Origin of the sequence: Shewanella sp. Arc9-LZ, from assembly GCF_010092445.1 — a bacterium.
Lineage (GTDB): Bacteria > Pseudomonadota > Gammaproteobacteria > Enterobacterales > Shewanellaceae > Shewanella.
Genome location: NZ_CP048031.1, coordinates 990,633 through 1,007,355, shown reverse-complemented (window position 1 = coordinate 1,007,355; position 16,723 = coordinate 990,633). Strand labels below are relative to the sequence as shown.

Here is a 16,723-nt window from a genome sequence, read left to right as displayed (position 1 = left end):
AGATGAATGACAGCACTTTCTTTTTTGGCGATTGGCAAATTAATCCTCACAGCAATAGCATTCAGTCTGGCGATGTTATTCGCAGTCTTGAACCCAAAGCCATGGATGTATTGCGTTTACTGTGCCAACACCAAGGGGAAGTACTGGCAGCAGACGATATTATTAATCACTGCTGGAACAACATCGCCATTGGCGATAATCCGCTGCATAAAGTCATTACCCAGCTGCGTAAAGCATTAGGCGATCAAGCATCTAATCCGCAGTACATAGAAACCATCCGCAAACGCGGTTATCGCACCATCGCCAGTGTTGAATTCCCTATTGGTCATCATGCCAAAGTCACTACCCAACAATGGCAAGGCGCCTCGCCGTTTCCGGGGTTACGCGCATTTGACACCAACGACTCCAATGTATTTTTTGGCCGAAGTGAGCAAGTTGACACCTTATTAAATCGCATCACTAAACAAGTTGAATTTGGCCGAGCCTTCTGTTTAATCCTCGGCCCCAGCGGTACAGGTAAATCATCGTTAATTAATGCCGGTATCATGCCGAATTTAATGTCAAAAAATGGCTTTAACGGGGTTGGCGTAATCGATAATGCCAACCTAGATTTAGCCGATGTCACTAAAGGCAGGTTAATTATCGATATCGCCAGTGCTATGCTCGACTGGGAAATCAATGACCAAGCGGTGTTTACCGACTGTAGTGCCGATATGTTGGCAAACAAACTGCAAAACGACATCAAAACCGTTATTGAATATTGTCAGCTAGCTTTAGCCAAATACTCATCAATCGATGATGACAATGCCCCAAAATACAGTCGGCCCCATTTTTCATTGTTTATCGACCGTTTAGAAATCTTATTAGCGTCGCCATTATTTACCGAATCCGAACGCAACAATGTATTAGATATCCTCGAAACCCTTGCGGTTTCAGGGGTAGTATTAATTATCAGTGCTTGCCGCAATGACTTTTACCCTCAGGTCGTTAGCCACCCAAGCCTAATGGCAGGCAAAGCCAATGGCTCACATTTCGATTTATCGGCCCCAACCCGATCAGAGCTGATGCAAATGATCCGCTTGCCGGCCAATGCAGCTAACCTCACATGGACACTCGATCCCGATACGGCAATGCCGTTGGACGAAATACTTTGCAGTGAAGCCGCCTCAAACCCCGATGCTCTGCCCATGTTGCAATACACCTTGCAATCACTGTATTTAAACAAAGATGACAACAACCAATTATTGGTGTCGGTATACCATTCGCTTGGGGGGATTGAAGGCGCCATCGGTAAAAATGCCGAAGAAGTGCTCAACCAATTAAACAACAGCGAACGCGCCGCACTGCCTAAAATACTGTCGATGTTAGTCACCCTAACCGAAGATGAAAAATCGATCACCAGCAGCACCGCCCGCTGGAGCGATCTCAGTAGTGATGCCGAAATAAACCTCGTCAAAGCCATGGTCGATAACCGTTTGTTTGTTTCCCATCTGCAACAAGATCAAGCCTGCTTTAGTATTGCCCACGAAGCGCTATTAAGGCGCTGGCCCCGCGCGACCCAATGGATAACCGAACACAAGGACAGTTTAGCTATTAAAAGCCGTTTACAGCATCAATCTAACCGCTGGCTGGCGGAGTCAAAAAGTAGTGCTTATTTACTAGCAGAAGGTAAACCATTGGCAGAAGCAAGCACATTGCTCAATAACCAATTGTTTAACCTGGAGCCTCAAGAGCTCGCACTCATTCAAGCGTCTAGCAAACAAGCCAACATCGGACGCTGGCGCCGCCGTGCAGTCATGCTAGCCCTTGTGACACTGACATTGATTTCTGTCGCCATGAGTGTTCGCAGCATTGAGGCCGAAACCCAGGCACAACAAAAACGCCTAGCGGCAGAAAACTTACTCGGTTTTATGGTGGGTGAATTCGCCGACAAAATGCGCGGTATTGGCCGCATGGACTTGCTCGATGGTATCAGCAATAAAGCATTGGAATATTTCAGCGATTTTTCTGCCGACGATGCCAGCTATTTAAGCTTTGAAGCCCAGTTTCAACACAGCCAAACCTTAGAGGCCATGGGCGAAGTGGCCTATTCTCGCGGCAATACCGACGAAGCCCGCAGCGCCTTAATCGCCGCCCGTGAGCGCATGCAGCCGTTACTCGAAATACAACCTCAAAACCTTAGTTTACTTAAAACCTTAGGCGCTAATGCCTATTGGATCGGTCTGCTTGAGTACGATAAAAGTGATTGGCTTGCCACTCAACCTTGGTTTGAACAATATTTAACATACAGCCAAGCCATGTATCAATACGCGCCAGACGATGACGATGCGTTAATGGAGTTGTCGTACGCGCAAAACTCTCTTGGCTCGATACATATGAAGCAGCAAAACTTTGCTGCTGCACGAGAGGCATTTGAGCAATCATTACAGTTAAAACAAAAAGTACTAGTTCAAGACCCAAGTAATAGCAAAATGATTGCTGATGTGGCCAATGCACAATCATGGATTGCCAGTGCAGCCACCGCCCAAGGCGACATTACCGCTGCGATACAAATACACCAACAAATTCAACAGCAGTTGGCCAATCAAGCTTTAGAAAAGCAGCCTTATTTACTTGAACGATTATCGAGTAGTTATGGTCTGCTGGCTAAATTATTAAACTATCAAGGCAAACATCAGGAAGTATTTTCAACTGCCGAACTCCGTTTAGCTACTATTACCAAGGCCTTTAAACAAGACCCTCAAAATGATATTTTGAAAATCCAACAATATTATGCTTACTTTGATATGTTGACATATAGTTCGATACCTATTGAAAACACTATGGGTCAGAGTATTAACTCTTTGGCGGCTATGCTTGAAACCGATGCGACTTTAACAACTTCTAGTAAAAAGAACGAGTTATGGGCTAAATATCAGCTGGCAGCTGCAAATTATTTAGCATCACAAGGACAGTTACAAAAAAGCCTACTTTTTGCGCGTCAGGCAATAACCTCGTTTAATCAATTAATCACCGAGTTTCACCAAAATACGGCTTACACTGCCGATTTAGCTGAAAGTACCATTCTTACAGCCATTTTGATGAAATCTATAGAACCATCACAGCAAGTTAATGTTCAGTGTAAACAGACTAAAAACCAACTGGCACTGATTATAGATAACAACAGCGACCCTAAGTATACGATTCCCTATGCTAAAGCACTCGACTGCTTAGGCGAATTGAATAAGTATCCTGACTTGTTACAACTGTTAGATAAATCGGCAATAACCAATTATAGATTTACCCCTAAACCCTAAACCAACAAAAAATGGAAAATATAATGTCAACAACTCAAGATACAACATTTTTTAATCTCACCGTCACCCTAGAAAACGGCGAGCCGTTTTTCAGTTATACCAATCACGATGGCACCCCTAAAAGCGGTGATGTTATTATTACTAAAAACTGTACCATCACGTACCAACTTATTGATCAAACGGGCAAAGGACTTAGATTTGTTGGCGCGGCTTTTATTACCCCATTTGACGGCATTATTGATGCCGTAAGCATCTGCAACAATGGCAGCTTGATACACTTAACCGATTTAGATGAAGTAGCAGGCAATACCAGTTTTCAGTTTGTGTTGTCGAACACCAGCAATACCTTATTGGTACTCAGCCCAGATCCTGAAGTTGTTAATCACCCAGACTAAATATTCGATGAGTTGAATATGACGAAAGCTCAGGCTTGCCCTGAGCTTTTATGCTGAACCACAGAGCAACTTAATCAATAACATAACCATTGCTAAAACGACTTGTGTTATCCAGTAGCATAACCCGAGGTTGGAGTTACCTTTTACCCGTTAACCGAACTCAAAAACCAATCATTTCTCAATAGACCGATGAACAAACGCCTGTCAAATAGCGGTCTCGCTACCTCCCTGTAACGGCTTACTATCTGTCAAAGATGCAATCAAATATAGCCGCAAAAAAGGCTATTTAAGCTAAGAACACTATCGATTTTAGTGAGACAAATCCTAAAAACCAGCAACAAAATCAGCTTGTATCCAAGGTACATGCAATAGAGTCAACTCAATCACAACAAATTCACACAATAAATAGCAACTTTAAACAGTTTAAAATCAACAACTTAAAAGCAGAAGGTTACCGAAAGGTAAATAAGCCTTATTCCTAATAAAGTGTTTGACATCAACAAGGGGTTACCAATACCAAACGCTTAAGGGAATGCACCATGTTTACCAATGATAAATTAACTGAACTCAATGACACTATTTCTCGTGTGACTAAATTAACAAACTCATTCGCTAAATTTCCCAGCGCGATAAAAATACCATTGCGAGTTGAGGCTGAACCACAATCCAACTCATCAGCAACAGATGTCATTTTTGATACCACTTTTAATGCAACTTTTGATGCCACCTCAGCAAGCCATAATGGCAAAATGGCAGTAGCAGATAACCTACAAATTAGCACCTTGCTCAATGTGATCACCGCGATTTCAGAAGCGATTTTTGTGATTAATTCTGCTGGCGTCATTGAGATGATCAATCCGTTAGGCGCTAAATTATTCGGTGCCCCAGCCGAAATGTTAATCGGTCAAACCTGGACCGATTATCTACAAAGCCCTTTTAAAGATGAGTATCTATCTTTATTTACCTTGTGGAACAGCGCCAGCGATCAAAGCAACAAAGTAACTCAGTTTAATCATGGCCCTAAAGAAATTATCATTAATCGCGCCGACAGCACGTTACTCGAAGCAGACTTATCATTGTCATGTTTACCGTCGATGCAGATAGGTTCTGAGCCGTTATTTATTGGCATTATGCATAACCTGACTTCGCATAAAGCCGAATACAATAAACTGCGCCACTTAGCCCATACTGACAAATTAACCGGTCTTGCCAATCGACATGCTTTTGATGATGCCCTGCAAACCAACTGGAACGACAGCATTAACCACGATCAACCGCTGTGTTTAATCATTATCGATGTCGATTATTTTAAAATGTTTAATGACCAGTATGGTCATGTTAACGGTGATAAATGTTTGCAAAAAATTGCCCAAGTACTGGCAGAGGTGCTCCCGTCTAACAATGCGATGGCTGCCCGTTATGGTGGTGAAGAGTTTGTGGTCATTTTGCCCAACAGTAATCCGTTAACTGCAGAATACATTGCCAAAAATATTCAACGTCGTATTAACCAGTTAAGCTTTACCGATATAGGGTTACCTGCACAAACCAAAATCAGTGTCAGCCAGGGCATTGCCTGTGAACGCAGTGGTCAATACCGCACGCCAACCGCACTGGTTTGCGCCGCAGACACAGCACTTTACCGCGCCAAATCAACAGGCCGTAACCGCATTAATATGAGTAGCTAATATCTATTAGCTACTAAACAATCAAACAATCAAACAATCAAACAATCAAAGGGTTAACAACACGCTTGATAAGTTGCAATGCCACTTTGTTGATTTGCCTGCTGGGCCATATTATATTCAGCTGGCGTGGCAAAATGTGCATCCCAATGTTGTAATTTGGGCAGCATAAGTCGATGCCATAAAGGCGGAATGAGGGTCAATACAAAGGTACTAAGGTAACCGCCAATCATTTGCGGTGCATCGGGATAAGGCGATAACTGATGGTAAGGTAACTGCCCTTGAGCGTGATGATGTGAATGTCGGGTTAAGTTAAACATTGCCCACGAGCTTACCCGCTTATTGGTATTCCAAGAATGATGAGGTTTTACTGGCGAGTTAAGTTCGCGAACCAAACCATAATGCTCCATGTAATTGACTATCTCTAAAGTCGCTTTAGCCCATAACGCCATTAATACAAAAAAGCTTAACCCCTGCCAACCAGCAAGCCAAAATACCCACACCATAATAGCGACACTCATAGCGTAACCTCGTAACGCTTTATTGTGCCAACTCCATACCGCTAACTGTTTACGCACCAGCCTTTGTTGCTCAATGTGCCACGCACTAATATTGCCCTTAATGGTCGAAATAATAATGTGTGCATAAACACCACGACCACGAGGGGCGGTAGCAGGATCGTTCAAGGTACTAACGTATTTATGGTGGCCATATACATGTTCAATGGCAAAGTTAGCATCAAAGCTAAATGCCAATAACCAGCGTCCAATCAATAATGACACCGGCTGCCAAGTACGATGCGTTAGCTCATGGCCTGTAATCGTCGCCATTACGCCAACCACTAAGCCCAAATAAATCACCATCACCCCATATTGAATCATGCTGGTGTTTTGCCTTGCTAACAGAGTGTCATACCCCGTAAAACGAGTGACCCATGCGCCATATTGGCCAATATCTTGGCTGGCAAATTGCCAGCAACACACAAACACTAATATCACAGTCAATGGCAGCGCCAACCACAATTGCCACGTAAGCAAAGCCGGATAGCGATATTGTGGCGTCGCGGTATCATCACCAAACACGATGTCACCCCCCAAATACACCGCAACCCAAATAGCAAAGCCAATGCTGATATAGGTTCCACCCAAAGTGATGCTGATAATAGCGAGCACCGCCATAAGATGAAACGACATAAATTTAAGGTATTTAAACATGGCCACGTCCTTATGCTTGCGGTTCGTCAGCTAAAGGACGCTGGCGTAAATTAACGTGAATGTTCACATCAGTTTTAGGCAGACTCTGACAGGCCAAAATCATTCCTTGAGCGATGGCTTCAGCCGATAAAACATATGCGCTGTCGGTTAATTGTTTCACTTCGCCAGCAATCAACTTGCATCGACAAGCACCGCAACTGCCTACTCGGCAATGATGCGGAAAGGCAATGTTGGCGGCCAACGCGGCGGTTAAAATAGAGTGTTTAACGCTAGTTTTCGCTATCACTATTTCATCATTAATGGTTAGGCTAACCGGTTTGGCAGTAAACATAGACAACATACACATTCCTTGGTGATTAAAGGTTTACTGTACGCCAACCAGAAATATAACAAAGAGGGAAGAATGGACATTAAGGGGTCATTAATAGACAAGCACAGCAAAATCCGTTACAACTAACTCAAAGCCATTAATAAGATTGCTATGCAGCTGCTTCCTGTATTTTACTTAAACCAAGTGTATCAACAGCTGCGCCTGTGGGAATGCAATGTCGATATATGGCTAGCCCATAACGGCCTTATGCTTGAACAACTACAAGACCCACACTTTCAAGTGAGTTTTGATGATTATCAACGACTGATAACGTCTGCAATTCATCTATCGGCACGGCCAGACTTAGGTTTACATGTCGGCAGCCGAATAGGCATTAACACCCATGGCATGATGGGATTTGCCATCCTTAATAGCAGTACCCTTAAACAAGCTATTGATACATTGAAGCAATTTATCAATACACGCACACCATTAGTTAATGTTAATACCCATGAAACCGCCAGCAGTATGGTTATCACACTGCAAGCGATACAACCATTGGGCGTGATTCAACAACCGTTTATGGATGCTTTGCTCGTCACCATTGCCAACTTGTTACAACAAACCACCCCGTTATCACCTGCAATAAGCCAGGTTAATTTGGGGTTCGCAGCACCAGCCTATTGGCAACAATACTCTGCATTACTCAAAGTCCCAGTGCATTTTAACCAAGCCAGTACCCAGCTAATATTAACTCAAGCATCATTAAATCAACGCTTGGATATGGCCGATCCCAGCTCGTTTGTTCAAGCTAAACAATGGTGTATTAACGAACTGAAAAAACTTAATTTACAGCAAAGCCTTAGCGATAGGTTGTATCAGTATTTACTACAAAGTCCGATGCCACTGCCAAGCTTAAGCGATACAGCCACGCATTTTAATATGACCCCACGGACTCTTCATCGCCATTTAACCCAACAACAAACAAGCTATAAAAACATTGTCGCGTCGGTGAATCACCATATTGCGAAGCAATACTTATCGCAATCTAATGGCAGTATTAAGCAATTGGCATATCAATTAGGTTATGTAGATGTGGCTAACTTTCGGCGGGCTTTTAAACGCTGGCAAGGCACCACACCCAGTGAATACCGCCAGCAAAAAAGAGTAACATAACATTCGATTTAGGAACATAAGTGTCTAAGCACTAACTAACGAAGTAACTAAACACTATGTAACTAAAGACTAAGTGATTAACTAAGCCCTAAGTAAATAACTAAGCTATTAACTAACCGACAAAATCCGTTGATTAATAGCACTTATGTAATTAGCTAGATTGAACTGTATGTTTTTGGTTTCTAGCATAACGGGCATACGCGATTAACAAGCCAGCCCCTAAATACATCGTTAAACTATACACTCCAGCTACCACAGCATAACTGGGCATATGCAGTAAACTGATGCAAATAAGCATTGCCATAGTGGAGTTTTGCAAACCTATTTCAATGGCCAACGTTAGACTATCTTTATGGCTTAATTTGAATAGTTTGGCAGTAATTACGCCCACCATCATGGCAAGCAAATTTAACAACATGCACGCAATAAACACCTCGTTAAAAGCATCGCTGATAATGTCACTTTCTTGAATCACCACCCCAGTAATCATCAACAATAAAAACACTAACGCAAAGCGCCTAAAATACACCTCAACCTTCACAGCCCAATCGCGATAATAACGCCGCACAATCATGCCAAACATAATCGGTAGCAAGGTAATCACCAATAACCCTAATGAAATACTACTTAATGACACTTCAATATCATGGCTATCACTAAAATAGCTAACCGCAAATTGGATGATAAACGGCGCGGTAAAAACACATACAATGCTACTCAGTGCAGTCAAACTCACCGACAAAGCCAAATTAGCCTTAGCAAGATGACTTACAACATTTGAGGTTGTGCCACCGGGGCAGGCAGCCAAAATCATTAACCCTATCGACATCGCTGGCGATAAGTCCATCAACAAACAAAGCGTAAAAGCCAACAAAGGCAACACGATAATTTGGCCAATAAAGCCGCCAATAATCGGCATTGGAGTTTGCCATAAACGTAAAAAATCAAATTGAGTTAAACTTAAGCCCATGCCAAACATAATGAAGGCGAGCGACAATGGCAGCAGTATTTCGGTAATAATCGAACCTGTCATAGGGAATTGCATCCTTGCTCGCTAAGCAGACTTAGCGAGTATCATAAGCATCAGTACAGAATACGTTCTTGCGAAATATAGCTGCATGAATACGGTTTTATCAAAATCAAACCGCCCTTTGGCGTCGTTAACAGGCTTAATCTAAAAAGCTGTTATCTTGCGCCAACATGACCTGATACAAAGGTTGAAAATTACCCCATGTCACTAAGTCTGAGCCATTAATTTGGCGAGTTTTAGTCGCAATTTCATGGCCAATCAATTTAAGTTCACCCGCCGCCTGTGCCAATAACTGGCTGTGGCAGCAACTGTCTAACATGACAAAATTAGCCGTTGCCGCATCAACAGACTTGCCTACGGTAAGCAAACCATGATTTTGCAATATCACCGCAGCATGGCCTTGTAGCGCCTCTGCGATCATGTCGCCTTCAGATAAATCGGCGACCACGCCGGTAAAAGTGTCAAACACACTGTGGTTTTCATAAAACATGCATGCGTCTTGAGAAATAGGTTTAAGTAACTCACCTAGTGATGAAAATGCACGCCCATAAGTAGTATGGGCGTGAGCCACTGCGTTGACATCGGGGCGAGCATGGTGAATACGCGAATGAATCGCAAATGCGGCATTATTGATTGGATGCTTACCCTCCAAAATATTGCCTTTATGGTCAACTCGCACTAAATCAGAAGCCCTAATTTTAGAAAAATGCACCGCTAATGGATTAACCCAAAACGACTCAGGATCAATACAATCACGCAAGGTGATATGCCCTGCTAAACCCTCATCAAATCGGTAATGGGAAAATACTCTAAATGCCGCCGCTAGACGCTGTTTTTCATATTGTTGTTGCTGCTGTTTATTATCAAATTTTGGCGGTAACGGCATTGGATATTTATCTGTGCCAATGGTCATCTTTTGAATTTGCTGTGCTTGAGTGTCATTTATAGCGGTCATGTTGAGTCTACTTTTATTGGTTTAGTTTGACTTTAATTTAACCAAGCCTAAAATAAATTCAAATGATACTAAATCATAGATAACTATTAATATGCTGCATAGTAAGATTGATTTGAACCTATTCCTCATTATGAGCACTGTATATCAGCAAGGCAGTATTACTGCTGCGGCCAGTAAGCTACACCTAACACAACCGGCTGTGAGCCATGCTATTGCTCGGTTGCGCGACAAATTTAACGATCCTTTATTTGTCCGTCATGGTCGTAAAATGGTGCCAACCGCCTTATGCCAAAAAATGATTCCCGACGTGCAACAAGCGCTGCTGTTACTCAATAATACTGTTAGCCAGCCCGCTACATTTGACATACAGCAACACAAACGCGAGATAAAACTGGGCTTAAGAGACATATTAGAGTCAATGTTCTTTCCTATTCTTATGCCCGATTTACTCAATAACACCCCCAACATCACCTTAAACAGTCGTCAAATTAAACGCACTGAACTTGAGCCGTCACTGGCGCAGCAAAGTTTAGATATTGTTATCGATGTACTGATGCCAACCCATAAAGATATTTGCAACACTCTAATATGCAGCGAACGATTTTCATTAGTGTGTCGCCAAAACCATCCGATTTTACAGCAGCTCACCCTCGCTAATTATGCCGCCGCATCTCATGCATTAGTGAGCTTAAAAGACTTCAGCATCGACACCGTCGACATGGCACTCGCCCATCAAGGCGTTAACCGCAATATTGCATTACGCTGCGAGCATTACTTTGCCGCCATCAGCGTCATCTGCCAATCAGATTTGATCATGACCATGCCAAACACCTACGCCATGTTGTTACAACAAACCATGCCAATTGTAGTGTCGCCACTCCCCTTTGAGGTGCCAGAACTGGCGGTACACATGTATTGGCATCAACAAGCCCAAGACGATCCGGTAAATCAATGGATCAGAAATAAATTGCTTAATATCTCGGCCCAGTTGTTTTAGTTTCTGTTAAGTAGTTAGTAAGTCATAAATAAACCGTAAGAAATAAATCGCAGAAAATAGTCAAAAATAAAAACCCTTTTTTATATTTGCACCGTTTACACTCATAACAGACCCACTTTACCTGTGTGAAAACAGTATTTAGCTAACCATTAGCGGAGTTATCAATGAACAAAATATTACTCACAAGCATCATTTCTGCTTCATTATTTACCTTAACCGCCACCAGCAGTTTATCGCCAGTGCAAGCAGCCGAGCTCAGTTTTGCTCATATTGAAACAGTGGGAACAAGCACCATTGAAGCTGCAGCAGACATGGCTATTATCAATGTTCAAGTATCTATAGAAGCCGATAGCGCTAAAGCGGCTAAAGACAAAGCCGACGAAGCCGTTAGCCAATTTATGCAACGATTACTCAAAGCTGGAGTCGACAAAAAACACATCCAAAGTGCTAACTTACAACTTAATCCGCAATATATGTATGTGCAAAATGAACCGCGTAAACTCACGGGTTATAACGCTAGCCGTCAAATGACCATTACCGTAATTGACCTTAACAGCTTAAATGAATTACTCGACAGCGCTTTGGTTGAAGGGATTAATAACGTTAATAATATCGAACTAAAGTCGAGCCAAGAAGCCAAAATCATTGCGCAAGCTCGCCAAGCCGCGATTGATGATGCCAAGCAAAAAGCTCAATCTTTAGCCAAAGGCTTTGGTGAACAAATTGCAGGGGTTTGGCAAGTAAGATACTTTCCGCAACAAGCTAATCAGCCAGAAATGTACCGCGCCAGCATGAAAATGAATGCCGATGTAGCGCAAACCTATCAACAAGGCCAAGTCGCGATTAGCGACAGAGTTGAAGTGGTTTTTAGATTGAAGTAACAATAAACAAGCGGGTTGAATATCATTTACTCAACCTGCTTTCTTGTGACAGCCATTGTTGTAACAGCAATGGCTATAACTGCAATGGTTGCAACAGCGATGAATCCTCTCATCACAACCAACTGTCCACAATTGTGAACAATGACAACAAATCATCACTCTCCTAGCAATAATTACGACGTAAAACCACAAGTAGTTAATTGTTTATTATAACATTAATATAAAATACATATTTAATCGCAATAAAAATGATCTAAGTCACATCTGAAAATCACTCCTCAAATTAAACTTGATGCATAGACTGTAGATGCGAGCGCAAGGTTATCAGCTTAATCTGCCATTGCTGACATTAATCCCATTTTAGGTTTAGTTTTTTATCCCTATTGACGCCCTACTCGTCCCATCCTCAAAGGCATTAGACTTTGCCCGTGACTCAAAAAATGAAAAGGCTTTGCAATGATTGATATCACTATCGACGGAACAACACTTTCGCTTCCTAAAGCAGACAGCTTGTTACAGGCAGCAAAAAACGCCGGTATTAACATCCCTAGCTTATGTGATTATTCTCATCGCCAAGAGAGACAACACTGCAATTTGTGCCAAGTACAAATCAAAAACCAAGATGGCAGTTTACGATGTGTTCGCGCCTGTGAAACACCGCTAGAAACGGGTTTAGAGGTCATTACTCAGTCGAGCCACTTAAGCCATCTTCGTCAACAAGCACTCAAAGATATTCTGAGTGATCACTTTGCTGATTGTGAAGCACCTTGCCAAACCGCCTGTCCTGCCGGCGTTGACGTGCAGTCGTACCTGTATCATATCGGCAGAGGTGATCATAAAGAAGCCGTCAAAGTCATCAAGCAAACCTTACCTTTACCCTTGTCTATTGGCCGTGTTTGCCCGGCTTTTTGTGAAGCCCAGTGTCGCCGCGGACTGGTAGATGAACCTGTGGCAATTCGCCAATTAAAACGTCATGCAGCAGACTTAGATTTACACGATGCAGAGTCTTATGTTCCGCCAAAAGCACCCACTACCAACAAGCGCATTGCGATTATCGGCAGTGGCCCAGCAGGACTCACCGCGGGTTATTATTTGTCTAATAATGGTCACGATGTCACCATTATGGAGTCGGCCCCTAAAGCAGGTGGCTGGTTACGTTACGGCATCCCAGAGTACCGCTTACCTAAAGATATACTGGATAAAGAGATTGAACTGCTCACCCGCAATGGACTTAAGATTGAAACTGGAGTTGAACTGGGTCGTGATACCAATTTAACCGAGTTAGTGGCCAATTATGATGCGGTTTGCCTCGCGATTGGTGCGCAAAAAGCCGTGCCAATGAATTACCCTGGCAGTGATTTAATCGGTTGTTATTTAGGTGTGGACTATTTACGCGATTATTGCACCGACAAAAAATTCATTACAGGCAAAAAAGTGGCCGTCATTGGTGGCGGTAACACTGCGATTGATTGCGCCCGTACCGCTGTGCGCGATGGCGCTGATGTGACCTTAATCTATCGCCGTAGCCGTGATGAAATGCCAGCGGAGCCCTATGAAATACATGAAGCAGAAGAGGAAGGGGTTAAATTTCATTTCCTCACCAATCCTCTGGAAAACCACAGCGATGACCAAGGCCGGGTTAAATCCGTCACCTTTGCTAAAATGGCGCTCGGCGAGCCCGATGAATCTGGTCGCCGCTCTCCCAAAGCGACTGGAGAAACCTTTGAAGAAGCATTCGACACCGTAATTCCTGCGGTATCTCAACAAGTGGATTTAGCCTTTTTAGACCAGCCAGAAAATCAAATAGACACTGGTCATATTGCCCTCACCCGCTGGCATACCTTCCTTGGCTGCGAGCAAACCATGTCTGCAGGGGTAGAAAAACTATTTGTTATCGGTGACTCCCGCACTGGCCCTGGTACTGCTGTTGGTGCGGTAGCAGATGGCCGAAAAGCCGCTGAAGCCATTGAAGGATTGTTAACTGAAGGCTTAACTTGTCATTTAGAACCTGGACTGTTTAACTCACGAAAGGCCAACAAAACAGCCTCGTTATCTGCAGCGCTATATCCCAACGCTTACCCTAACTTATACCCAGAGACAGCCAAGCGTCGCCGCTTAAAAATGCCAGAGCTAAACCAGCTCAATCGAGCGCTTAACTTTGCCGAGGTAGAACTAGGATTCATTCCCGATGAGGCAATGAAAGAAGCGATGCGCTGTTTGGAGTGCGCTTGCCAAGCCAATACCGATTGTAAATTACGCGATTATGCCACCGAATATAAAGTCGACGGAAAAACACTGGATCAAACTCAGGCGCGTAAATTTAAAGTCGATAACAGTGCGCCTTTTATTACTTTCGATGCTAATCGCTGTATCAGTTGCGCCGCTTGTATTGATGCTTGCCATCAACAAAGTGGTCATAACGTTATCAGCTTTGAAGCCAATAGTTATCAAGCACTACCCGATGCTACAACAGCAGGCATTAGCCGCAACGCCCCTCGAGTTGGCTTTACTGCGTCGATGAATGACAGCGATTGTGTGCAATGCGGTAACTGTGTTCAAGTTTGCCCTACTGGCGCTTTGGTTGATGCCCGCGATAAAACCCAAGGTAGCGACAGAGCGTTAATCAAAACCTCAACCGTGTGCACATATTGTGGCGTTGGTTGCCGGGTTGAACTGCATGTCGACCAGGACAAAAATCATGTAATGCGAGTATCTGGCGATACTCAATCAGTGGTCAATGAAGGCATGTTATGTGTTAAAGGGCGCTCTGGTTTTGACTTTTTAAACAGTCCTAAACGCCTTACAACGCCATTAATTCGCAAAAATGGTCAGCTGCAACCCGCCTCTTGGTCTGAAGCCATTAATTATATAGCACAGCAACTGCAACCGATTAAAGATGCTGCTGGGCCAAGCAAGTTTGCTGCATTGTCTTCTGCTAAATGCACCAATGAAGAAAACTATTTAATGCAAAAGTTCACCCGTAGCATTATGGGCACCAACAGCATTGATCACTGCGCACGATTATGTCATTCATCGTCTGTCGCAGGGCTATCCGATACCATTGGCGGCGGGGCCATGACCAATGATATTCCCAGCATTAAAGACTCAGATGTAATTTTTATCATTGGCTCCGATACCACCAGCGCCCACCCTATTATCGCCTCTCACATTAAAAGAGCGGTCAGCCAACACGGCGCGCGCTTAATTGTCGCGGACCCAAAGAGAACGGCTATTGCAGACAGTGCCCATTTATATGTGTCACATAAACCGGGCACAGATGTGATGTTACTCAATGCCATCATGCAGCAAATTATCATCAATAACTGGCAAGACATGCACTACATCAATAGCCGTATTGAAGACTATGAATTGCTCAAGCAAGAAGTGATGAAGCCAGATTACAACTTAGCCAATGCAGCGTTAATAACTGGCGTGAGTGCCGAAGATATTGCCACTATGGCAAAAATGATCGGCACCGCCAGCAAAACCGCCTTGTATTATGCCATGGGGATTACTCAACATACCTCAGGTTACGACAACGTTGTGTCCACCTCCAACTTGCAATTGCTGTGTGGCAATATTGGCGTAACAGGCGCCGGACTAAACCCACTGCGCGGCCAAAGTAATGTTCAAGGCGCTTGTGATATGGGCGCGTTACCCAATTATTATCCCGGTTACCAAAAAATCAATCCGACTAATAACGCTAAATTTGCCAAAGCTTGGGGCAATACATCGCTAAATTCAGAGATAGGATTAGCAGCAACTGAAATCATGCAGGCGATTGTGAAAGGTAAACTCGATGCTCTGTATGTTTTGGGAGAAAACCCAGTGCTAAGCGATCCGGACCAAGCTCACGTCATCGCTGCACTATCTAAAATTAAATTTATGCTGGTGCAAGATATCTTTTTAACCGAAACCGCACAGATGGCTCATGTGGTATTACCCGCAACCGCCTTTGCCGAAAAAGATGGCCATTTCACCAATACAGAACGTCGGGTACAACAATTACGTGTCGCGTTAACCCCTCCGGGGGATGCGATTGTAGACTGGAAAATTATCCAAATGATTGCCAACAGCCTTGATGCTAATTGGCATTACCACAGCACCAAAGATATTTGGCAAGAAATTAACCACGTCACCCCGCAATATCAAGGCCTTACCTGGCAACGACTTGAACACAAGGTAGATGGTATACAGTGGCCATGCTTTGATGAAAACCATCCTGGCACACCGATTTTGCATACCGAAACATTTTTACGCGGTAAAGGCAGAATGATGCCAGTGAGTTATCGACTACCTGCCGAAATGCCCGATAGCGAATATCCATTAACCCTTTCAACAGGCCGTTTACTGGAACAATTCCATACTGGCACTATGACGCGTAAAACCCCGGAATTGGATATTAAAGGCGCGCCCAGAGTAATGATTTCAGTTTTTGATGCCGAGCAATTGGGAGTCAATAACGGTGATATGTTGAAACTGAGTACTCGCCGCGGAGAAATAGACATAGCCGCCTTTGTGACTAAGCGGGCTCAGGTAGGAGTATTATTTTTACCGTTCCACTTTGCCGAAGCCGCAGCCAATAAACTGACCATTAATGCATTGGATCCCATTGCAAAAATTCCAGAATATAAGGTGTGTGCCGTTAAAGCAGAAAAGTCACTGCTGCCAAGTGTTGAATGACAAGCGGTAACGAGCGATATCAAGCGATGACAAGCGATGACAAGCGATGACAAGCGATGACAAGCCTAGCGCCTAGGTGATAGAACCTTCTATCCGTAAGCGCA

The 16,723-nt window shown here is 43.6% G+C and carries 11 protein-coding genes; 7 read left to right on the top strand and 4 right to left on the bottom strand.

Annotated elements, in window-relative coordinates:
* Positions 1-2: 2 nt before the first annotated feature.
* The 3 genes from GUY17_RS04375 (at position 3) to GUY17_RS04365 (ending at position 5,376) form a co-directional block, all read left to right on the top strand.
* Positions 3-3,296, top strand: a complete 3,294-nt coding sequence (locus GUY17_RS04375; RefSeq protein WP_162022419.1) for a winged helix-turn-helix domain-containing protein — start codon at positions 3-5, stop codon at positions 3,294-3,296.
* A 23-nt stretch (positions 3,297-3,319) separates the two neighbouring features.
* Positions 3,320-3,691 carry a DP-EP family protein gene (locus tag GUY17_RS04370; protein WP_162022418.1) on the top strand — a complete coding sequence of 124 codons (372 nt, stop codon included), beginning with the start codon at positions 3,320-3,322 and terminating at the stop codon, positions 3,689-3,691.
* A 539-nt stretch (positions 3,692-4,230) separates the two neighbouring features.
* Positions 4,231-5,376, top strand: a complete 1,146-nt coding sequence (locus tag GUY17_RS04365; protein WP_174839630.1) for a sensor domain-containing diguanylate cyclase — start codon at positions 4,231-4,233, stop codon at positions 5,374-5,376.
* A 53-nt stretch (positions 5,377-5,429) separates the two neighbouring features.
* Here GUY17_RS04365 and GUY17_RS04360 read toward each other — a convergent pair whose 3' ends face one another.
* The gene (locus GUY17_RS04360; protein ID WP_174839629.1) at positions 5,430-6,587 is read right to left on the bottom strand and encodes an alkane 1-monooxygenase; all 1,158 of its coding nucleotides are present in this window, start codon (positions 6,585-6,587) and stop codon (positions 5,430-5,432) included.
* Between the two features lie 10 nt (positions 6,588-6,597).
* Positions 6,598-6,927, bottom strand: a complete 330-nt coding sequence (locus GUY17_RS04355) for a 2Fe-2S iron-sulfur cluster-binding protein (protein ID WP_162022416.1) — start codon at positions 6,925-6,927, stop codon at positions 6,598-6,600.
* A gap of 141 nt (positions 6,928-7,068) precedes the next feature.
* On the opposite strand from GUY17_RS04355, the gene GUY17_RS04350 reads away from it, so the two are divergent.
* On the top strand, positions 7,069-8,073 hold the full coding sequence (locus GUY17_RS04350; RefSeq protein ID WP_162022415.1) for an AraC family transcriptional regulator: 1,005 nt from the start codon (positions 7,069-7,071) through the stop codon (positions 8,071-8,073).
* Between the two features lie 151 nt (positions 8,074-8,224).
* Here the strand turns inward: GUY17_RS04350 and GUY17_RS04345 are convergent, their stop codons facing one another.
* Complete coding sequence (locus GUY17_RS04345; protein ID WP_162022414.1) at positions 8,225-9,106, bottom strand: bile acid:sodium symporter family protein; 882 nt, start codon at positions 9,104-9,106, stop codon at positions 8,225-8,227.
* 136 nt (positions 9,107-9,242) lie between these two features.
* Positions 9,243-10,058, bottom strand: a complete 816-nt coding sequence (locus GUY17_RS04340) for a class II aldolase/adducin family protein (protein WP_162022413.1) — start codon at positions 10,056-10,058, stop codon at positions 9,243-9,245.
* A 91-nt stretch (positions 10,059-10,149) separates the two neighbouring features.
* On the opposite strand from GUY17_RS04340, the gene GUY17_RS04335 reads away from it, so the two are divergent.
* The 3 genes from GUY17_RS04335 (at position 10,150) to fdhF (ending at position 16,619) form a co-directional block, all read left to right on the top strand.
* Positions 10,150-11,055 carry a LysR family transcriptional regulator gene (locus GUY17_RS04335; protein WP_162022412.1) on the top strand — a complete coding sequence of 302 codons (906 nt, stop codon included), beginning with the start codon at positions 10,150-10,152 and terminating at the stop codon, positions 11,053-11,055.
* A 164-nt stretch (positions 11,056-11,219) separates the two neighbouring features.
* The gene (locus tag GUY17_RS04330) at positions 11,220-11,936 is read left to right on the top strand and encodes an oxidative stress defense protein (RefSeq protein WP_162022411.1); all 717 of its coding nucleotides are present in this window, start codon (positions 11,220-11,222) and stop codon (positions 11,934-11,936) included.
* A 456-nt stretch (positions 11,937-12,392) separates the two neighbouring features.
* The gene (gene fdhF, locus GUY17_RS04325; RefSeq protein WP_162022410.1) at positions 12,393-16,619 is read left to right on the top strand and encodes a formate dehydrogenase subunit alpha; all 4,227 of its coding nucleotides are present in this window, start codon (positions 12,393-12,395) and stop codon (positions 16,617-16,619) included.
* Positions 16,620-16,723 lie beyond the last annotated feature (104 nt).